Origin of the sequence: Pseudoalteromonas marina (assembly GCF_000238335.3) — a bacterium.
Taxonomy (GTDB): Bacteria; Pseudomonadota; Gammaproteobacteria; order Enterobacterales; family Alteromonadaceae; genus Pseudoalteromonas; species Pseudoalteromonas marina.
In genome coordinates, this window is the sequence record NZ_AHCB03000006.1 from 145,128 (window position 1) to 166,178 (window position 21,051).

Annotated in this window: 20 protein-coding genes; 8 read left to right on the top strand and 12 right to left on the bottom strand. The window is 40.5% G+C overall.

The features are described 5' to 3' along the window. The first annotated feature begins 1 nt into the window (after position 1). A complete protein-coding gene (gene dapD, locus PMAN_RS09580; RefSeq protein WP_010557180.1) occupies positions 2 to 829 on the top strand; it encodes a 2,3,4,5-tetrahydropyridine-2,6-dicarboxylate N-succinyltransferase in 828 nt (275 codons plus the stop codon). A 124-nt stretch (positions 830 to 953) separates the two neighbouring features. On the opposite strand, the gene PMAN_RS09585 is transcribed toward dapD, so the two are convergent. The 9 genes from PMAN_RS09585 to pspA all read right to left on the bottom strand — a co-directional run bounded on the left by PMAN_RS09585 (position 954) and on the right by pspA (position 8,794). Continuing rightward, a complete protein-coding gene (locus PMAN_RS09585) occupies positions 954 to 1,985 on the bottom strand; it encodes a DUF2804 domain-containing protein (RefSeq protein ID WP_010557181.1) in 1,032 nt (343 codons plus the stop codon). Between the two features lie 207 nt (positions 1,986 to 2,192). Continuing rightward, positions 2,193 to 2,537, bottom strand: coding sequence for a 4a-hydroxytetrahydrobiopterin dehydratase (locus tag PMAN_RS09590; RefSeq protein ID WP_006793641.1), 345 nt, complete (start codon positions 2,535 to 2,537; stop codon positions 2,193 to 2,195). A 37-nt stretch (positions 2,538 to 2,574) separates the two neighbouring features. Then, positions 2,575 to 3,372, bottom strand: a complete 798-nt coding sequence (phhA, locus tag PMAN_RS09595) for a phenylalanine 4-monooxygenase (protein WP_010557182.1) — start codon at positions 3,370 to 3,372, stop codon at positions 2,575 to 2,577. A 237-nt stretch (positions 3,373 to 3,609) separates the two neighbouring features. Continuing rightward, a complete protein-coding gene (gene megL, locus PMAN_RS09600; protein ID WP_010557183.1) occupies positions 3,610 to 4,791 on the bottom strand; it encodes a methionine gamma-lyase in 1,182 nt (393 codons plus the stop codon). A gap of 140 nt (positions 4,792 to 4,931) precedes the next feature. Beyond that, the gene (locus tag PMAN_RS09605; RefSeq protein ID WP_010557184.1) at positions 4,932 to 5,960 is read right to left on the bottom strand and encodes a TIGR01620 family protein; all 1,029 of its coding nucleotides are present in this window, start codon (positions 5,958 to 5,960) and stop codon (positions 4,932 to 4,934) included. Next, the gene (locus PMAN_RS09610; RefSeq protein WP_010557185.1) at positions 5,957 to 7,381 is read right to left on the bottom strand and encodes a YcjX family GTP-binding protein; all 1,425 of its coding nucleotides are present in this window, start codon (positions 7,379 to 7,381) and stop codon (positions 5,957 to 5,959) included. The genes PMAN_RS09605 and PMAN_RS09610 overlap by 4 nt, the downstream gene beginning before the upstream one ends. Positions 7,382 to 7,436: 55 nt before the next feature. Next, on the bottom strand, positions 7,437 to 7,838 hold the full coding sequence (gene pspC / locus PMAN_RS09615) for an envelope stress response membrane protein PspC (protein WP_006793646.1): 402 nt from the start codon (positions 7,836 to 7,838) through the stop codon (positions 7,437 to 7,439). Next, on the bottom strand, positions 7,835 to 8,068 hold the full coding sequence (gene pspB / locus PMAN_RS09620; RefSeq protein ID WP_006793647.1) for an envelope stress response membrane protein PspB: 234 nt from the start codon (positions 8,066 to 8,068) through the stop codon (positions 7,835 to 7,837). The genes pspC and pspB overlap by 4 nt, the downstream gene beginning before the upstream one ends. 66 nt (positions 8,069 to 8,134) lie before the next feature. Continuing rightward, positions 8,135 to 8,794: a phage shock protein PspA gene (gene pspA, locus PMAN_RS09625; protein WP_006793648.1), complete on the bottom strand. Its 660-nt coding sequence runs from the start codon at positions 8,792 to 8,794 to the stop codon at positions 8,135 to 8,137. A gap of 186 nt (positions 8,795 to 8,980) precedes the next feature. Here pspA and pspF point away from each other — a divergent pair, with 186 nt between their 5' ends. The 7 genes from pspF (at position 8,981) to PMAN_RS09660 (ending at position 15,892) form a co-directional block, all read left to right on the top strand. Further along, positions 8,981 to 10,045 (top strand): phage shock protein operon transcriptional activator, encoded by a 1,065-nt coding sequence (gene pspF / locus PMAN_RS09630; RefSeq protein ID WP_008126638.1) that lies wholly within the window; start codon positions 8,981 to 8,983, stop codon positions 10,043 to 10,045. Between the two features lie 15 nt (positions 10,046 to 10,060). Further along, positions 10,061 to 11,668: an ABC transporter substrate-binding protein gene (locus PMAN_RS09635; RefSeq protein WP_033035369.1), complete on the top strand. Its 1,608-nt coding sequence runs from the start codon at positions 10,061 to 10,063 to the stop codon at positions 11,666 to 11,668. Further along, positions 11,668 to 12,702: an ABC transporter permease gene (locus PMAN_RS09640; RefSeq protein WP_006793651.1), complete on the top strand. Its 1,035-nt coding sequence runs from the start codon at positions 11,668 to 11,670 to the stop codon at positions 12,700 to 12,702. The genes PMAN_RS09635 and PMAN_RS09640 overlap by 1 nt, the downstream gene beginning before the upstream one ends. Next, positions 12,689 to 13,582: an ABC transporter permease subunit gene (locus tag PMAN_RS09645; protein WP_006793652.1), complete on the top strand. Its 894-nt coding sequence runs from the start codon at positions 12,689 to 12,691 to the stop codon at positions 13,580 to 13,582. The genes PMAN_RS09640 and PMAN_RS09645 overlap by 14 nt, the downstream gene beginning before the upstream one ends. Then, positions 13,583 to 14,575 (top strand): peptide ABC transporter ATP-binding protein, encoded by a 993-nt coding sequence (locus PMAN_RS09650; RefSeq protein WP_010557187.1) that lies wholly within the window; start codon positions 13,583 to 13,585, stop codon positions 14,573 to 14,575. Continuing rightward, positions 14,575 to 15,336 (top strand): ATP-binding cassette domain-containing protein, encoded by a 762-nt coding sequence (locus tag PMAN_RS09655; protein WP_010557188.1) that lies wholly within the window; start codon positions 14,575 to 14,577, stop codon positions 15,334 to 15,336. The genes PMAN_RS09650 and PMAN_RS09655 overlap by 1 nt, the downstream gene beginning before the upstream one ends. Before the next feature lie 97 nt (positions 15,337 to 15,433). Next, positions 15,434 to 15,892, top strand: coding sequence for a VOC family protein (locus PMAN_RS09660; protein WP_033035352.1), 459 nt, complete (start codon positions 15,434 to 15,436; stop codon positions 15,890 to 15,892). A gap of 104 nt (positions 15,893 to 15,996) precedes the next feature. Here PMAN_RS09660 and PMAN_RS09665 read toward each other — a convergent pair whose 3' ends face one another. From PMAN_RS09665 to lon, 3 genes are all read right to left on the bottom strand, one after another. Next, complete coding sequence (locus tag PMAN_RS09665; RefSeq protein ID WP_010557190.1) at positions 15,997 to 17,898, bottom strand: SurA N-terminal domain-containing protein; 1,902 nt, start codon at positions 17,896 to 17,898, stop codon at positions 15,997 to 15,999. A 171-nt stretch (positions 17,899 to 18,069) separates the two neighbouring features. Continuing rightward, positions 18,070 to 18,366: an HU family DNA-binding protein gene (locus tag PMAN_RS09670; protein WP_286364811.1), complete on the bottom strand. Its 297-nt coding sequence runs from the start codon at positions 18,364 to 18,366 to the stop codon at positions 18,070 to 18,072. Positions 18,367 to 18,552: 186 nt separating this feature from the next. After that, positions 18,553 to 20,913 carry an endopeptidase La gene (lon, locus tag PMAN_RS09675; protein ID WP_008126626.1) on the bottom strand — a complete coding sequence of 787 codons (2,361 nt, stop codon included), beginning with the start codon at positions 20,911 to 20,913 and terminating at the stop codon, positions 18,553 to 18,555. Positions 20,914 to 21,051: the final 138 nt, after the last annotated feature.

Genomic DNA, 21,051 nt, shown 5'->3' on the forward strand with positions numbered 1-21,051 from the left:
CATGTCAGATTTAAAAACAATGATCGAAAACGCATGGGATAACCGCGACAGCATTAGCCCAAGCACTGTATCTAGCGATGTAAAACAAGCTATTATTGACGCGCTAGAACTACTTGATAGCGGTGCCGCGCGTGTTGCTGAAAAAATATCAGGCGAATGGGTTGTACACCAATGGCTTAAAAAAGCAGTTTTACTATCTTTTCGTATTCGCGACAACCAACCAATGAACGACGGCGTTAATCAGTTTTACGACAAAGTACCGCTTAAATTTAGCGACTACACGCCAGAGCAATTTCAACAAGGCGGCATGCGCGTAGTGCCTAACGCAGTAGCACGTAAAGGCAGCTTTGTAGGTAAAAACGTCGTACTTATGCCCTCGTACGTAAACATTGGCGCATACGTTGACGAGGGCACCATGGTTGATACATGGGCCACTGTTGGCTCATGTGCACAAATTGGTAAGAACGTACACTTATCTGGCGGCGTTGGCATAGGCGGCGTTTTAGAGCCACTACAAGCTAACCCAACCATCATTGAAGACAATTGTTTTATTGGCGCACGTTCTGAAATTGTTGAAGGTGTAGTAGTAGAAGAAGGCGCTGTTATTTCAATGGGCGTTTATATCAGCCAAAGCACTCGTATTTACGACCGTGAAACCGGCGAAATTCACTACGGCCGCGTACCTGCAGGCGCAGTAGTTGTACCAGGTGCACTACCATCAAAAGATGGCACTCACAGCCTATACGCTGCAATCATTGTGAAAAAAGTTGATCAGCAAACACGCGAAAAAGTAGGCATCAACGCCCTACTACGTTCGATTGATGATTAAATAGAAAACAATGGCATTAGTATAAATTATTGATGAAAAAATAAGGCTCTGAACCTTTGTAGATTTAGAGCCTTACATTCTTTTAAAGTGTTCGTTTATATACGTTAATTCCCTAAAGCTACATCTACCATTTTGAATAGTGATCTTCTGCTAAGCCCCACTGCCCGTTAAGTGTTATCACTTCATTAGGAAGCGTTATTTGACCGAAATAACGACCGATTTTTTGTGTGAAATTCGTGGCCACAATGAGTAAATTAGTTTTATCAAAACGTTGGCTTACAGGTTCAAAAGTAAGATTAATCAGGCCGTCGTTTGAGTGGAGTTCCCACTTGTCACAATCAATTTCGTTACCATAACGATTAAACTTAAAATCAACCATATCAATTTTGTATAGCTTTCCGTCAAGCCAAATAGCATTTTCAGTAAATCCTGTTTCAATTACACCTGCTGAAAGGTTTAATCCCAAGTAGCGTCCATCAGGTAATTTGCAGGCAAGGCTTGCCCAATTCCAAAATGTTTCACGACGCATATAGCCTGCACTCCAGTCTACACAGGCCAATGCGTTCATATGACTAAAATCGTAGCGGGTATTTTTTAATAGAAGCGTGCCAGAGCAATTTAGCGCGGCCGATTTTTGGGTGAAATGGAAACCAGTATAACCAGCTCGAACACATACACTCAAAGGAAGGTAATTATCTGACTCGTTAATTATTGCATCAAGGATCAGCGTGGTACTTATTTTAACTGTTACCTTTCGTTCACCGGGTCTATCTGTGGTATTAACGTAAACGCTGTTATCACCCTTTTTAAAATAACTATTGCCAGAATTTGGCAGCGGCTCAATTAATGTGTTTTTAGAAAATAAATTTACAAAGCTGTGCTCGTCTAACTGCTCTGTTTTTAAATTGTAAACATAAACAAAACAGTTGCTGGCAATTTTTAAATCAACGATTGCAAGCCCAATAACTAATTCATCGCAAGTAATGCTTATAAACTGAAACTGGTTAAACTTAAATCTTTTTGCAAGTTTACCGCATGGCTTATCCATTGCGTTTCTTAAATCAAAATCTAAGTAATTAATATGCTCAATCCCCTGTGGGAATAAACCAAAGTTAGCCTGACCATTAGGGTTAATCAGCTGCAGTTTTTTTTGCATGTAACTTATCCTTTCATTTACAGCCTATATTATTCTCGGGCATAAAATAATCAACCTAAGAAGATAATTACATGGTAAATATTCGTTTTGTTATCCATATGCTTTTTGTCGTAACAATTTTGATAACAAAAGGCGGTAGTTTACCAACACAAATAAAAAAGCACTTATAAAAATAAGTGCTTTTAGGTTTGCTCAATTAATTTTTAATTACAGCGCGTTGAATACGTCGTCTGTTTTAGCTGCACAAATAAAATCGTTTTTGTGCAAGCCTTTAATTGAATGGCTCCACCACGTTACAGTTACTTTGCCCCACTCGGTTAATAAACCAGGATGGTGGCCTTCGTCTTCTGCCATGTCGCCTACTTTGTTAGTAAACGCGATAGCTTGTTTAAAGTTTTTAAATTTATAAACACGCTCTAGCTGCATAATGCCGTCGCGTACTTCTGGTACCCAGTCTGGTATTTTTGTAATAAGCTGTGCAAGCTCTTCGTCAGACACTTTTGGTGCATCTACGTGGCAAGCTTCGCATTTTTGTTCACTTAATGAAGACATTTTAAATCCTTACTTTAGCGTTTCTTTTAAATTAAAGTTAACTGGCTAATTTTTCTTTTGGTGGAAATTTTGGGTCATGCAAACCAAGCTCTTTAGCTTGCTCAACCAAAGTCATAATATCCATTTGCGATATATCAAACAGATCATGAATCGAATTAATGGTGTAGTACTGCGGTTGCATAATATCAATGCGATAAGGCGTACGCAGTACATCAATTACGCTCATAGGCGTTATTTCTGGTGTATCTGAATACACATACTGCGTTTCACCCGGGCTTGATAAAATTCCGCCACCGTAAATACGCAGGCCGTTTTCGGTTTGCATTAAACCAAACTCAACGGTAAACCAGTACATGCGTGCAAGGTAAACACGATCTTTTTTCTGCGCTGCGTACCCTAATTGCCCGTATTTGTGTGTGAACTTGGCAAAATCAGGGTTTGTTAGCATAGCGCAGTGGCCAAATATTTCATGAAAAATATCTGGCTCTTGAAGATAATCAAACTCTTCACGACTTCGAATAAACGTGGCAACCGGAAACTGTTTATTTGCTAACAACCTAAAAAACTCATCAAAATCGATAAGTGCAGGCACAGGCGCTACTTGCCAGCCAGTAGTAGCAAGAAGTACCTCGTTAAGCTCGCTTAGTTGCGGTATACGATCGTGTGGAAGATTTATTTTTTTAAGTCCTTCCATATACTCATCGCAGGCCTTGCCCTCTATGCACGCAAGTTGGCGCGCTACAAGCTCAGACCAAATTTTATTTTCTTCATCACTCCAATGTATAACACCATTTTCGTCTGGTGTTTTGGATGTGTATTTACTTGCTTTAGCCATAAGTACCTTCTGGGTTGTGAGCCCTAAATCGGTGTCAGTGTGATACTCAAGCTTATTGAATATCGAGTGACCCCATACTATGTAAAAGTGAAGAAAAGTTTAATAGACAAGCTAACATCTGTACTTGGCGCGATCACCTCATTCGTAAAGTTAAAATTACATGTGTGACACATTAAAATTACAGTCACGAATATAAAGGCCCCATACAAAGCTTTATGTGTAAACAAATAAATACAGCTAAAAGATTTGAGTAAACGCCTGGTCTAAATCACTAATAATGTCGTTAACATCTTCAAGCCCAACAGAGAGCCTGATCAACCCGTCACTGATACCAGCGGCGGCTCTCTCTTCTGGTGAATAAGGAGAATGGGTCATAGACGCAGGATGCTGAATCAGTGTTTCAGCATCGCCTAGGCTTACAGCAAGTGTACAAAGCTTCATGCTATCAATAAATTGCGCACCTTGTTGTAAAGTGCCTTTTATTTCAAACGCAATCACGCCACCTGCAGCTTTCATTTGATTACCAATAAATTTATTTCCTGGGTGTGATTTAAGGCCGGGGTAATAAACAATATTAACTTTATGATGCGCCTCTAGGTATTCAGCCACTGTTTGTGCACTCTGACAGTGACGCTCCATGCGTATGGCTAAGGTTTTTAATCCGCGATTTATAAGCCATGCGTCGTGTGGGCTTATGGTTGCACCAATGTCTTTTAGTACGGTCATTTTTATCAAGGTAATATGCTCAAGCGATCCACACACAAGTCCTGCCACCACATCGCCATGGCCATTTATGTATTTGGTTGCACTGTGCATAATGATATCAATGCCATATTGTTTTGGTGATTGCAGCAATGGCGTTAAAAAGGTGTTGTCTACCACGCTAATTAAGCTGTGCTGTTTAGCAATAGCGCCAATAAGTGCTAAATCAATCACAGCCATTGTTGGGTTTATTGGTGTTTCTACAAATATCATTTTGGAATTAGGTTTAATGGCAGCCCGTAGCTCGTCCTCGCAGGTCATATCAACAAACGTAACTTCAATTCCCCAACGCGGTAACATGTGTGCAAAAAACGCGAACGTACAACCATATAATGCACTTGATGCTACAAGGTGGTCGCCATGTGATAAAAAGCTCAATACCGATGCCGATACAGCGCCCATGCCTGTGGCCGTTGCCGCAGCGGCTTCGCAGTCCTCTAGCTGTGCTATCTTTTGTTCAAGTTCGGTGGTGGTTGGATTGCCTAGGCGGGTATAAATATAACCGGGTTCTTCGCCTGCAAAACGTGCGGCGCCTTGTGCTGCATTTTCAAAATGAAAGGTTGAGGTTTGATACAAAGGCGACGTAAGTGCGCCATGCGGATCGTTTGCTTTTTGCGGGCCATGGATACATTGTGTATGAAGATGATGCTTGGTCATTATCTTTGTGCTCATTTTTATTATGTGTTGTTAGTGACATAGATAAAAACGTACCACAGTTTAAATCACAAGCATGCCGGATGCTCAGATGGCTATTTGTGCAAAGTTTACCCGTTTACCTGTACACAAATATTTCCATGTTATTGTGTGGGCTCTGTTTTCCCTCGTTTTAAAATTTTACCTGCAATGCTCTGAACGGTCCCTTTCAACAGGCTGCGCTTGTGTTCTAGTTTAGGTAATGGGCGACTTAACTCCATTGCTTTATAGCCAATTCGCGCTGTAAAAATCCCAGCACTCACACCTTGTGCGGCTCGTCCAGATAGCTTACCAAGCAACTCTGCGCTGAGCGCAGTAGCTGCTAAATCAGAGATAAGCTCTGCACTGCCTACAAACATAACTTGTTTTATAAGCATACGGTAAAGCTTAATGCGGCTTGCGTAACCAAAACCAATGCCATAAATTTTACCTATTTGCTCAATTAACTTAGTACCACGCCAAAGCACAGCCATCATATCCACCAGGGCAATGGGGCTCAGTGCAACTAATAAAGCTGACTCTGTTGCAAAACGGTTTATAAGCTTTTTAGCTTGCGTGTCTTGCGTTATAAGCAAGCTATTTGCGTAAAGGGTCATTATTTCTTTATCACTGTGATGCTGTGCAACTTGCTTTTTAAAGCTGTCAAAATTATTAAGCTTTTGGTGCTTGTTTAGTTTTTCAAGCCACGGTAATGCGCCGCCTACTTGCTCACTATTTAAGAGTCTGTCGGCTTCTTGGCGGTGTAACTGATTGCGCTTAAGGCTGCGCAACATTCTATATTCGCGCCATAACATGCGCCCAATAAGAAGCACACCACTTACCACGGCGGTTAAATACAAACCGCCTAAAACAATCGACTGTTGAAATGCAAACACTAATGAATAAGCAAATTCAAGTAACACCAGTACTAAAAAGCTTATGGCAAACACACCTTTAAGCGTTTGCCATTTTGACTTTTTATATACTGGCTCTAGGTCTATTTCATCTTCTATAAACTCTTCATCAGGCTCTTCAATGTATTCACTTTGACCCTGGGTAATTATTTTTGCAGGAGCAAGCGTAGGCTCAACTTGCTCATCTGCTTGGGTATCAATTCGCCTACCTGCTTGAAAAGTTTGCTGTGTGTCGCTCATGATAATTTGTCTCCTAATAGATACTGTATCACATGATCAAGGCGAATATGTTTAAGTTGCTTGTCGGGGGTTGGCATAGGCGCAAACGACAAAAACTCAAATCCCTGCGCTGGCCACTCATTTTTATTTAGCATGCGGTTAGGTGGTTGTGGGGGTAAGTAGGTTAGCCAATCTTGCTCGTTAAGTGGCTTGCCATAAATACACTCTAGCGTTTGGCCTTTATCGGTAACTTGACGCGGCTGCGTTGCAGTAATTGACGACATAGCCATTGTTTCTATTTGTACGCCATCAAATTTTAAATAGTTAGTTTGCTCATGCACTAGCGAATCAAGTAGAAGTGCTAAGTCTTTGTGGTGCTTGGCACTTATGTGATCTGACTTATTAGCCGCGAAGAGTATTTTATCTATGTTGGGTTTAAATAAACGCTTAAAAAAGCCCGATTCGCCGTAATTAAAGTGAGCGAGTAATTGGTTGATTACGCTACTTTGCTCTTGTAGTGTTTCGTGGCCTTCGTTTAAAGCACTTAATACATCAACTAACACAATTTGGCGGTCAAAATGTTTAAAGTGCTCGTTATAAAAAGGCTTAACTACTTCTTTTACATAGGCATTAAAGCGCTTAATGAGATGCTCTAAATTAGACCCCGCAATAATATCATCGCTATTAACCTGCTTAAAATTAACAGGGAAAAACAATAATAGCGGCGCGCCTTTTAAATCACCAGGCATAAGCATGCGCCCAGGTTGTAACATGGCAAGCTTAGTGTCTTTTTTGAGACCTACCAACATATGTTGATAAAGTTCAGCAATTTGCGCAAGCATGCTCTCATCTACAGGTGCGTTTAAATCAAGCTGATCAAGCGCATTTAAAAATTCACTAGAGGTGTTCACACGCGGGTGCTGTAATAACAGCGGGTACTGCTGCTCGCACCACTGGTTATAACTTTGCTCAAGCATAGGTAAATCAAGTAGCCATTCACCAGGGTAGTCAATAATATCTAAATACAACGTAGATTGTGGCGAAAAATGCCCACGTAACCCTGAGGCACTTTGGTATTTAATAGCCAAACGCAAGGTGTTAATACGCTCGGTTGATGCAGGCCATGTAGGCATCCCATCAGTTGGGAGCAAGGCATTGAGTGCTCGCGGATAGTCAAAAGTTGGGACCTTTAACGCCTCTTGCGGTACAACTTTAGTGGCTATGTGGCGCTGCTCTCGCATTACATCAAAAAAAGGGAGGTTTTTATCGTTAGCTTGTGTAGTTAACTGCTTGACTAACGCTGTAATAAAGGCAGTTTTACCGCTACCGCTTAACCCAGTTACAGCCAATTTTACATGCTGATCTAAACTACGGTGAAGGGCTTTTTGGGCATTGCCTTTAATACTTTTAAAGGTCTTTTTAGCAAATGAAGTACGACTCATAATGGGCTAGCACTTCATTGATGCTTAATCACCGAACAAAGTGCTATTAAATCCTTTAAAGTTTGTTGATTTCACGGCTTACCGTAAACTCGCTTGAGGTAACATGGCGTTCCATATCCTGAAGGCGTGTATCTACTCGCGCTAAACGCTCTTTTAAATCTTGTAAAGCGCGGCGCGGTGGCTCACCCTTTTGCCATACTTTAAATTTTACCTCTAACGGATCGTCAGCTTTTGTTGAGCTGCTCGCATGTGCAGTCGTTGGCTCTTTTTTGTCTAATATAAACCACGCTGCAATGTACGCTACCACAAACAATGGGCCACCTGCTAGCAGTACCGCACTAACAAATATAATGCGAACTAACCATAACTCCATATTAAAGTAGTCACTTAATCCCGCACATACTCCGGCTATTTTACCGCGTTGTGGGTCTCTTAATAATTCGCGTTTGGCATTCATACTTTGCGTCTCCATTGTGGTGACTCTTGGTCTAGCAATGCTTCAAGTGTTTCGACTCTATCAGCCATACGTTCAGCTTTGTGTGCTAGTTCTAATAACTGGCGATGTTCGTGCTCACTTAACCCTTGGCTTACTTGTTTTTTGCTACGGTAGTGTAAAATTAACCACAGTGGCGCAACAAAAATCATAAACAAGATAAATGGTGCAACTAGTATCTCTGGATCAAACATAACCCTCTCCTGACAATCCGTTCAAATATGTTAAGCAGTGGGGCACATTACATGCCCCTGCGTAAATTACTTATCAGCAAGCTTCTTTTTAAGTTCAGCTAGCTCATCATCAATTTTTTCATTTTTTTGTAAATCAGCAATTTCATCTGCTAACGTTTGCTTACCTAAATCGTAAGACTCTATTTGAGATTCTAGTCCATCAATTTTAGTTTCGTAACGTTCAAAGCGATTAAGTGCATCTTCTACCTTCGAGCTATCAAGTGCTTTTTTCACTTCTAGGCGCGACTCAGCTGAACGCTGACGAAGAATTATTGCCTTTTGACGTGATTTAGCATCAGCTAACTTTTCTTGTAACGTGGTCACTTCTTGCTGAAGCTTCTCAATATGAGACTCTACATGCTCAAGTTCACCTTCAACAGCCGTCACTGCATCTGCCGACTTTTGCTTTTCGAGCAATGCTGAACGAGCTAAATCTTCGCGGTCTTTACTAAGTGCTAACTCAGCTTTTTCTTGCCAGTCACTTACTTGAACTTTAAGTGTATCTAGGCGGCGAACAATTTCTTTTTTCTCTGCCAGAGTTTTAGCTGACGTAGAACGAACCTCTACTAGTGTATCTTCCATTTCTTGGATAATCAGACGCACCATTTTTTCTGGGTCTTCTGCTTTATCTAAAATGGCATTGATATTAGAATTAACAATATCTGCAAAACGTGAAAAAATTCCCATAACATTTACCTCTGTAATTAAAACTTAGTTAGTCTGCTTTAACTAGTATCAATATGCTTGCCAACTTTTTAAAAACTAAAATACACTTTATTTTCATTAAGTTAAACTAAATATACAAATTACTTTAGTTATTCATAATTATGAAATACACTAACAGTTAGTAAAAATGACTAAGACTTAGGGAATATGAGCCAATATCGCCAACAAGACAATTTACTGGGCCAATCAGACAGCTTTTTATCTGTGTTGGATCAAGTATCGCAACTAGCTAATCTAGATAAGCCGGTGCTTATTATTGGCGAACGAGGCACAGGTAAAGAGCTTATAGCTGCCCGCCTGCATTTTTTATCTAAACGTTGGGATCAAAACTACGTAAAACTAAATTGTGCTGCATTGAACGAGAACCTGCTCGAAAGTGAATTGTTTGGTCATGAAAGCGGCGCATTTACGGGGGCCAGTAAACGTCACGAAGGCCGTTTTGAACGTGCTAACAGCGGTACACTATTTTTGGATGAATTGGCAAATACATCCGCCATGGTGCAAGAAAAACTCCTACGCGTTATAGAGTATGGTGAGTTTGAACGTGTTGGCGGCAAGCAAACTGTAAAAGTAGATACTCGCCTAGTATGCGCTACCAATGAAGACTTACCACACCTTGCTGAACAAGGTGAGTTTAGAAGTGATTTACTTGATAGATTAGCATTTGATGTAATAACGCTTCCCCCACTGCGTGAACGTCAAGACGATATTATGCTGCTTGCAGAGCAATTTGCGATGAACATGGCACGCGATTTAGAGTGGGAGCTATTCAGCGGGTTTACTCGAAGCGCTACAGAAACGCTTTTATCGTATAACTGGCCTGGTAATATTCGTGAGCTTAAAAATGTGGTTGAACGTAGCTTATATCGCCACGGAAGTGAACATATTCCCGTTCACCAGATTATTTTAGACCCATTCGAAAGTCCATTTAGACCTAAAGCGCGTATTAAAGCACCAATAACCACTCAACATGTTAGTGCTGAGCCTGTTTCTGTTGCAGCGCCTGTAAACGTTTCTGAGCAAAAAGTTGAAGCCAATATTCAATTTCCTTGTAGCTTAAAAGAACGCTCAAATGAATTTGAAATAAATATGATTAACAAAGCGCTTGAGCATAGCCAATTTAATCAAAAGAAAACTGCAGAAGTCCTTGGTTTAACGTATCATCAATTACGTGGGTATCTAAAAAAATACAATTTGTTGGATCAACAATAGTTAGAGGTTATGCGTGTGCATAAATTTTTACTTGCTTTACTAGCAGGCACTTTAGTTGGCTGCTTAGATAGTGAAGAACGCGTTATTGAAGAAAAAAACCAAGGCTTGGTCTATTGCGCCGAGGCAAACCCTGTGTCGTTTAACCCACAAGTGACAACCACAGGCTCAACTATTGATATTATTGCCAATCAGCTTTATGACCGCTTAATAAGTATTGATCCGGTTACTGCTGAGTTTCAAAGCGAACTCGCAACAGATTGGAAAGTAAGTAAAGATGGTAAATCGGTCACCTTTACTCTTCGAAAAGACGTACCATTTCATACCACCGCGTACTTTACACCTAGCCGCACTTTTAATGCCGATGACGTAATTTTTACCTTTAGTCGCTTATTTGATGTGTACAACCCTTATCATTTTGTGGGTGATGCCAGTTACCCTTATTTTCAAAGTGTAGGCGTTGATCAGCTCATTCGTAAGATTGTTCGCGTGTCAGACCACCAAGTTAGATTTGAGTTGTTTAATGCTGAAAGTAGTTTTTTAGCTAACATGGCCACTGACTTTGCGGTTGTTTTATCGGCCGAGTATGCAATGAAACGTAAAGCTGCAGAGCAAGAAGAATTTTTTGATCAATACCCTGTGGGCACTGGTCCTTATATTTATCGTGAATATCGCCGCGATAATTTAGTCCGCTTTTACCGTAACCCCGATTATTGGAAGCACAACGTTGCCCTTGAACAACTTGTTTACGACATTACACCTAATGGCACAGCACGCATTGCAAAGCTGTTAACTAAAGAGTGCGATTTAGCTGCGCACCCAAGTAGTGCTCAGTTGAGTATTTTAGCTCAGCGTGAAGATATTAATATTGAAAAAGAAACCAACCTCAATGTTGGATACTGGGCTTTTAACACAGAACGCCCACCTTTTGACGACATTCGCGTACGCAAAGCCCTTGCACATGCCATTGATACAGATAAAATAATGCAAGCGGTATATTACGGTAATGGAACACGCGCCGAATCGATGTTACCTCCAACTTCCTGGGCTTTTAACGCTCAAACAAGTATGCCATCATTTGACCCTGACCTTGCTAAAAAACTACTCGCTGAAGCCGGCTTTCCTAATGGGTTTGATATGAATATTTGGGCCATGCCAGTGAGTCGTATTTATAACCCCAATGCACGTAAAATGGCTGAATTAATGCAAAGTGACTTACGCAAAGTGGGTGTTAACGTCAGTATTGTAGAATACGAGTGGAATACGTTTATTCAGCGAATTGGTGAACACAGACACGATAGTGTGCTCCTCGGCTGGGCAGCAGATACGCCAGACCCCGATAACTTCTTTAGCCCGTTATTAAGCTGCTCAGCAACATTTAGCGGTAAAAATCCGGCAAATTGGTGCAACCCTAAATTTGATCTATTACTGGCGCAAGCACTCGATACGACAGACCTAAATATGCGAAAAAAATACTATGCCGATGTGCAGTCGCTTATTATGGATGAATTACCCTTGTTGCCCATTGCTCATGGGTTGCGGTTTCAAGCAAGCAGTGCCGATGTAGACGGCATAGAACTTGGCCCATTTGGGGCTATTTCGTTAGCCAATGCGAGGAAAAAGTAATGATCCTTGATTATATTTTACGCCGCCTTGGTTTATTACTTTTTATGTTGCTCATGCTCAGCATTTTTACATTTTCGTTGGCGTACTTATTCCCTGGTGATCCATTAAGTAATTTAAGTGGCGTTCCGAGTAATAATTTTTCTCAAAATACGCAATTAGAAGATAAATACTTTTATAACAGTAATTATTTTATGCAATACCTCGCCTTTTTAGGGCGAGTTTTTCAGGGTGATTGGGGATTATCGTTTGCCTCTGGCGACAATGTTTTTTCACATATTCTTGATTTATTACCAGCGACGTTAGAGCTTAGTGTCTATGCACTTATTGTATCTATATTTGTTGGCGTGCCTGCAGGTATTTTAGGCTCAGCATATTACAATCGCTGGCCAGATAAGCTTATTAATTCAACCACTATTGTGGGCTATTCTATGCCTGTATTCTGGTTAGCTTTATTACTAATTATGATTTTTTCGCTCAAATTGGGGTGGTTTCCTATGTCGGGTAGAATGGGGCTTCTTTATGAAATTCCAGCAGCCAGCGGGTTTATGCTCATTGATATTATGCTTGCCGGCTTTCCTTATAAAGGAATGGCATTTGTAGATGCATTACACCACTTAACACTGCCCACAATTGTGCTTGCCACATACCCAACCACCGTGCTTGTAAGATTTACCCGCGAATCAATGTTGAAAATAATGGATCAAAATTTTATTAAAACAGCACGCGCGAAGGGGTTAAACCGACGCCAATTAATCATGCATCATGCACTGCGCAATGCGCTTTTACCGGTAATTAAAAAAATTGGTTTGCAATTCAGTACACTAATAACACTTGCTATGATCACCGAAGTTATTTTTTCGTGGCCTGGTATTGGCCGCTGGTTGATAGACAGTATTTACCAGCGCGACTTTCCTGCAATTCAGGGAGGCCTAATGGCTGTATCTTTATTTGTTATTTTAGCCACTATAACAACCGAACTTCTTTATAGTTTATTCGACCCACTCTCACGGAACCAAGCCCATGGCAAAGTTTAAGGTATTTTCTGAAGAGTCGAATAAATCGCCACTGGCGCGATTTTGGCGAAAATTTAAAAACAACCACCCTGCCCTTGTTGGTTTATGGGTGTTTTTGGCATTTGCCTTACTCGCTGCCAGCGCACCATTTTTAGCGCCTTATGGGGTAAACCAGCAGCACAGTGATGCGCTACTTATTCCACCCTCGTGGCGAGAAATGGGCGATGTGCGTTTTATTTTAGGCACTGATGATTTAGGGCGTGATGTGTTGTCGCGTTTAATGAACGGCGCAACCTATACATTTGGTTTATCGGTCGTCGCTGCATTATTGACCACCATAATTGGTGTATTAGTCGGTACATTTGCTGGCATTAGCCGAGGGATGCGTTCAAGCTTTTTGAACCACTTACTTGATATCACTCTTTCAATACCGTCTTTATTATTGGCTATTATCATTATTGCAGTATTAGGCCCGGGCTTGATGAATACAGTATGGGCTATTATTTTAGCCTTACTACCGCAGTTTATTCACTCTATTAGAAACCTAATAGTAGAAGAGCTAAGCAAAGATTACATTACGGCGTTTAAGCTCGACGGCGCTTCAAATTGGCATATTATATCGCGCGGTATTTTTCCTAATATTTACGAACACATAGTGGTTATTTTTACTATGGCACTGTCTACGGCCATACTAGATATTTCTGCGTTGGGTTTTTTAAAGTTAGGCGCACAACCCCCAACCACTGAATGGGGTGCCATATTGGCAGAAAACCTTGGCCTAATTTATTTAGCACCTTGGACGGTTGCCTTACCAGGCGTATTATTATTTTTAGCGGTATTATCGACCAATTTAGTAGGCGATGGACTTAGACAAGTGCTAAAAGAGCGCAAGGCCGATTAAATGCAATTATTAGATGTTAGAAATTTAACCATTGAACTGCGCACTTCAGAAACAGTTATAAGAGCAGTTGATAGGGTCAGCTTTAGTTTAAAAGAAGGTGAAGTGCATGCGCTTGTAGGTGAGTCAGGCTCAGGTAAAAGCCTAATCGCAAAAGCAATAGTAGGTGTATTAAACGAACGCTGGAATATAACCGCTGATAGAATTCACTGGCGTGGTGTTGACCTAATGCGCCTCACTCCGGAGCAACGCAGACAAACGGTTAGCAAAGATATTGCAATGATCTATCAAGACCCTAGCCGTTGCCTTGACCCTACAGCGAAAATTTTTAATCAAATTGCTGAAACCTTACCTGAAGTCGCTCGCAAGGGGTTCTTTTTAAAACGAAATCGCGAACGAAAAGACCGCGTTAAAGCACTTATCCATAAAGTTGGTATTAAAAACCATGAAGCGGTACTAGACAGCTACCCTCATGAGCTCTCAGAAGGTGTGTGCCAAAAGGTAATGATTGCAATGGCAATTGCCCGAACACCTAAGCTATTAATTGCTGATGAGCCGACTACAGCACTTGAGAGTACTACCCGTGCGCAAGTGTTTAGATTATTAAAAAGCCTTAATCAACTCAAGAATATGTCTATTTTAATGATTTCACACGAGCTTGAAGAGATTGCTGATTGGTCTCATGGGATTCATGTTTTATATTGCGGGCAAATGGTTGAAGCAGGTCCAACTCATAAAATATTTAAGCAACCTCGCCACCCATACACACAAGCACTTTTGAAAAGCTTGCCAGATTACGAGCAAGGCTTGGCTCATAAAGAACCGTTTTATGCGCTTAAAGGTACTATTCCTACTTTACAACATTTACCAATTGGTTGCCGACTTGGGCCACGTTGCCCACAAGCACAAAAAGAATGTGTAGTTACACCTGTCCTCACTAAACACAGTGGGCACAGCTACGCTTGTCACTTTCCGCTTATAAAGGAGGTGAAGTAATGCAGCCTACTCTCAAAGTACAAGCGCTATCTAAAACATTTGATGTGCGAGCGGGTTTATTTAAACGCAAAAAATTTGAAGTACTAAAAAACATTTCTTTTTGTATTGGTAAAGGTGAAACCATTGCCGTAATTGGTGAAACAGGCTCGGGGAAAAGTACGTTAGCTAAGTTACTTGCCGGTGCCGATAACGCAAACGCTGGGCAAATATTACTTGAAGGCAATATAATAGAAGATAACGGTATTCGTGATAACCAATGTCGTCACATTAGAATGATTTTTCAAGACTCAGGGGCGTCGTTAAACCCAGGTTTAACTATTGGCGACATGCTTGATGATTGCTTGCAATACAATACGGACTTTGATGAAGAAGAACGCTCAGAAAAAATAAATACAACACTCTCTAAAGTTGGATTGCTAGTCGATCACCAACATTACTATCCACATATGTTCAGTGTCGGCCAATTACAACGTGTGGCTTTTGCCAGAGCGCTTATTTTAGATCCTAAGGTGATGGTACTCGATGAAGCCGTATCGTCTTTAGACCCTTCTATACGTGCCCAAATAGTAAATTTATTACTCAAGTTACAACGTGAAACGGGTTTAACTTATGTCATGATCACACATCACCTTAGTTTAGTACGCCATATTAGTGATCAAGTCATTGTGCTAGATAAAGGCGAGGTGGTTGAGTATGGTTTAACAGAAAATGTATTTAATAACCCTCAGTCAAAAATAACGCAGCGTCTATTAAGCTGTTAATGCAGTTTTTTGTTATGTAGGTGCATTTTAGAAGGTCTTGTTATTAACTTTTACTTTTTAACAAGGCCACTCCATGCTCTAACACACACTACTTAGTATTACTCCCCTACTGATTTTATCAGCGTCTGCTAGTGCCGAGCCCCCTAACAAAGTTAAAAACTGGGTTGGCGGAATCGATCATTTAGGTTTAACTGTTTCAGATTTAAATTCATCTAAAGTGTTTTTTACTGATGTGCTTGGTTTTAAAGTGCTGGGAAATGATCCGACTTATCCTGCGTACTTTTTATCTAATAAAAAAACAACCATTACATTGTGGCGAATTAAAAATAATGAAAAACATGTAGAGTTTAATCGAGCAGAAAATGTGGGCCTACACCATTTAGCACTCAGTGTTGAGAGTATTGAAAAGTTAAGCAGGCTGCATAAGCACTTAAAAATGCAAAATAATATTACTATAGAATTTGCACCAGAGAATTTAGGTAAAGGCCCTGCGCAGCACATGATGATAAGAGAGCCTAGCGGTAACCGTATTGAATTTATTGCAAGGCCTATCTAGCGCCCTAAAATGATTGGTATTATTACGCAGTGGTATAAACACACTCGAATTTAAAACAATAAAAAAGGCGCTCAGAGGCGCCTTTTTTAATAACCAAAATTAACTTATTCAGCAGCTTGTTCAACTACTGGTAAATTAAGTTCAGCTTTAGCTTTAAGCGACTCTATGAAAACCATATAGTTTTTGTTTGCTTGAGCCATTGTAATGCTTTGTTTAGCTTGTGGGTCAATATCAGCCGTTACTGTAGCATCTGTCACTGAGTTAAGTGCAACAATCGCTGCATCACCGTTATTTAAGTCAACAACATCTACCACTGCAGTGTCTGCTGGGTGAGCCATTTTAAATGCCTGAGTAACAATCGCAGGCGACACAGCAAAACTTTGACGATTTAGTTGTGACTCTTGACGAAGCGTTAAACCTTGCTCAGTTGCAATATCATTCAAACTTTTACCTGCTTGAATTTCAGCAAACAAACTACGCGCTTTATCTTTGGCAAGCTCAGAGGTCTTGTCATTTGCCAAGCGTGTTTTAATCTGTTCACTTACATCACTTAAAGGTTTGGTTGACGCTGGCTGATGCTCGTTAATACGCACGATAACAATGTGCTCATCGCCCAACTCAATAACTTCAGAGTTAACTTTGTCTTCAAGTAAGTCAACAGATGTTAGTGCAGTAATAACAGCCGGTGTATTTAACGGCTCAGGTAAAGCGTTCAATGCTAAAAGAGGGGTTGACTGAACTTCTAGTTCAGCAACTTCTGCTACATCATCTAAACGATCTGAAATTTCAAACGCGATTGCCCCCATTTCGGTTTGCTTATCGTAAAACGCATCAATTTTTTCAGCACGCTCTAATTCAGCACGTAAGTCGGCTTTTACATCATCAAATGGTTTAACTTGTTGTGGCTGAATATCAGTCAGTTTAATGATGTGATAACCGAACTCTGACGCAACCACTTCTGAAAAATCACCTTTCGCTTCAAGTGAAAATGCTGCATCTTCAAATGCAGGATCCATTACATCACGTTCAATCCAATCAAGGTCACCGCCCATCTCTGCGCTAACGATATCATCAGATGAAGACTCTGCGAGTTCAGCAAAGTCTGCACCTTGTTGAAGCTCAGCATAAAGCGCATCAACTTTAGCTTTAGCTGCATCATCGTCTTCACTATTATCTATTAATATGTGTGACACACGGCGTTTTTCAGGCTCAACATATTGCGCCTTATTTTGCTCATAAGACGCTTTCACATCTTCTTCAGTCACTGAACCAACAACAATATTTTCAGCTTTCAATTCGACATAGTTCACCGAGATAAGTTCTGGTGATAAAAACTGCGATGCATTTAGGTCATAGTAATCTGAAACTTCTTGCTCTGATACTTCAACATTATCTGCAAGTGACTCTTTATTAATTACTAAGTAATCAATGCTACGAGTTTGTTGTTGAAGAGCAATAGCACTTTTAAGCTCGCTTTCAAGCGCAAAGTCTGTGCCTGCAACTGCTGATACTAACTGACTGCGTGTCATGTCTTCGCGAAGGTATTCACGAAAAGTATCTGGTTGGAAGTTCATTTGACGAATTACTTGTAAATAACGATCGTTATTAAATTTATCGCCAAGTTGGAAGTAAGGCAATTCTAAAATTGTTTTACGAACTGTATCATCGCTTACGCGAAGGCCTAATTCTGCCGCTAACTGTGATTGCAATTCTTGTTGTACTAAACGGTCAATTACACCTTGACGAATTTGTGCCATATAATTTGGATCTGCAGCAATTTGTGTAAAGTACTCACCAAATTGTTGCTCTAAACGATTACGTTCGTTTTGGTACGCGCGGTTAAATTCCGTTTGGCTAATTTTAACTCCGTTTACTTCAGCAACAGGTTGTTCCGTGGTTTGACCTAGGTAACTACCGATCCCTGCTAAAGCAAAAGATAAAATCACCGCGCCTAAAATTATTTTGGCTACAGGTCCTTGCGAACCTTCTCTGATTTTCTCAAGCATTTGTTTATCTCTTTTTGATCAAGGCTCAATACCTTGTCACATGTAAAAAAAGCGTATCTTACCAGATACGCTTTTTCACTTGAAGTAACTAGCGGTAAAGTTACTCAATTCAACTGTTAGGCTGATTAAGTAACTTTACTTTCGCCATAACTAATCTGTTTAAACTATTGATTAGTTTACTGCGTCTTTAAGCGCTTTACCGGCTTTGAAAGCTGGAATGTTTGCAGCAGCGATTTGAATAGTTTCACCAGTTTGTGGGTTACGGCCAGCTCGTGCAGCACGTTCACGTACTGAGAAAGTACCAAAACCAACAAGTGCAACTGAGTCGCCATCTTTAAGCGCGCCAGATACAGATTCGATGAATGAATCAAGTGCACGACCTGCAGCCGCTTTAGAAATGTCAGCATCAGCTGCGATTTGATCGATTAATTGAGATTTATTCACAATATCATCCTCTTTCATTGTTATTATCAAGAGCGATGGTTTTTTAAACTAACATCACTTTTTTGAAAATTTTAGAGCAAACTTGTAATGCTCACATGATTATATTTTTCTTGAGCCTAGGCCACATAAGGCCTAGGCTTGAAAACCAGTGCTTAACTTATCATACCGTTTAGATTTGAAAAGCCCTAAAAAGCACTTTTTTTACGTTTTTTACTGCTTTTTCTCTGTTTCGACTGAAAAACTCTCAACAGGATGTACCAAAGCAAGTTTTAACACCTCATCAATCCATGTAACTGGGTGAATATCAAGACCTGCCAGTACGTTATCTGGGATCTCTTTTAAGTCACGTTCGTTAATTTTTGGAATAATAACGGTTTTTATTCCACCACGGTGCGCAGCTAGTAACTTCTCTTTTAAGCCACCAATAGGCAGAACTTCACCACGAAGCGTTATTTCGCCAGTCATAGCAACATCAGCTTTAACTGGATTACCTGTTAAACTCGACACCAGACCAGTCACCATGGCTGCACCAGCACTTGGGCCATCTTTTGGTGTTGCACCTTCAGGAACGTGAACATGAATGTCACGCTTTTCATAAAAATCACTGTTGATGCGAAAAGTATCAGCACGATTACGCACAACGGTCATTGCTGCTTGAATCGACTCTTGCATTACATCGCCAAGTGAACCGGTGTAAGTCAATTTACCTTTTCCTGGCACGGCTGCACATTCGATTGTCAGTAAATCACCACCAACCTCAGTCCATGCAAGACCTGTAACTTGGCCGATGCGGTCACCATCTTCTGCTTTACCATAGTCAAAACGTTGAACGCCTAAGTACTCTTCTAAATTATCTTGATTAATAGTCACCGTTTTAGTGTCTTTTTCAATCAGAATATTTTTAACAGCTTTGCGGCACAACTTAGAAATTTCTCGTTCTAGATTACGGACACCCGCTTCACGCGTGTAATAGCGAATAATGCCGATAATTGCACTATCGTCTATTTCAATCTCGTTGTCTTTTAAGCCATTACGCTTTACTTGCTTAGTGATCAGGTGCTCTTTTGCAATATTAAGCTTTTCGTCTTCTGTATATCCTGACAAACGAATAACTTCCATACGGTCTAAAAGAGGACCAGGGATGTTAAAACTATTCGAAGTAGCGACAAACATAACATCCGATAAATCAAAATCTACTTCAAGATAATGATCGGCAAAATGGCTGTTTTGCTCAGGATCCAGTACTTCTAACAATGCTGAAGCTGGGTCGCCGCGCATATCTGAAGACATTTTGTCGATTTCATCTAATAAAAATAGTGGGTTTTTGACCCCTACTTTTGTCATGTTTTGAATTAGCTTACCAGGCATAGAACCAATATACGTTCGACGATGGCCTCGGATTTCGGCTTCATCACGAACACCGCCTAACGCCATACGAATATACTTACGGCCAGTAGAACGGGCAATAGACTGACCAAGTGATGTTTTACCGACACCTGGAGGTCCTACAAGGCACAAAATTGGACCTTTAAGCTTGTTAGTACGCTGTTGTACCGCTAGGTACTCTAAAATACGTTCTTTTACTTTATCAAGGCCATGATGCTCACTGTCTAATATTTTTTGTGCACCAGCTAAATCTTTTTTAACTTTTGAACGTTTTTTCCATGGCACGTTAATTAATGTATCGATGTAAGAACGTACAACCGTTGCCTCAGCGGACATTGGCGACATCATCTTCAGTTTATTAAGTTCTGTCGTGGCTTTTTCTTGTGCTTCTGATGACATACCCGATTCTTCAATACGCTTTTTGAGCGCTTCAAACTCATCAGGAACATCATCAAGTTCACCAAGCTCTTTTTGAATGGCTTTCATTTGCTCGTTGAGGTAATACTCGCGCTGAGATTTTTCCATCTGCTTTTTAACGCGGGTACGGATCTTCTTCTCAACCTGCAATAAGTCGATTTCACCTTCCATCAGGGCCATTAGGTATTCTAAACGCTCTGTCACGCTTGAAATTTCTAGCACTTTTTGTTTTTCAGGCACTTTTAAAGGCATATGCGCAGCCATTGTGTCTGCAAGTCGCGCTGGTTCATCAATACCTGATACCGAAGTGAGCACTTCTGGTGGAATTTTTTTATTGAGCTTTACATAGCCTTCAAATTGGCTAATTGCGCTTCGAATAAATACATCTTGCTCTTGTTCATCAATTAAATCTGATTCAATAAATTGAGCATCGGCAACAAAAAACTCGTCGTTATCAACGAAGTCTTTGATTTCAGCGCGCTGTGTGCCTTCTACCAATACTTTTACTGTCCCGTCAGGGAGTTTTAATAATTGAAGTACAGTTGCAATAGTACCAATGCGATAAATATCATCTTGCTCTGGTTCGTCTACAGTTGCATCTTTTTGTGCAACCAAGAAAATTTGTTTGTCTTTATCCATTGCCGCTTCAAGGCATTTTATTGATTTTTCACGGCCTACAAAAAGCGGGATCACCATGTGTGGGTACACCACAACATCGCGCAGTGCTAGCACTGGGATTTCGACTTGGTCGGTTCTCTCAAGCGTCATTATATTTCTCTTCGCACTTCATTTATTTAAAAGATTACTCAAGTATATGGGGATAACCACATTAAAGTTCAACAATTTTCCCCGACTCGTTTAAATTAATTATAAAAAAAGGAGCCCTAGGCTCCTTTTTAATGCAAA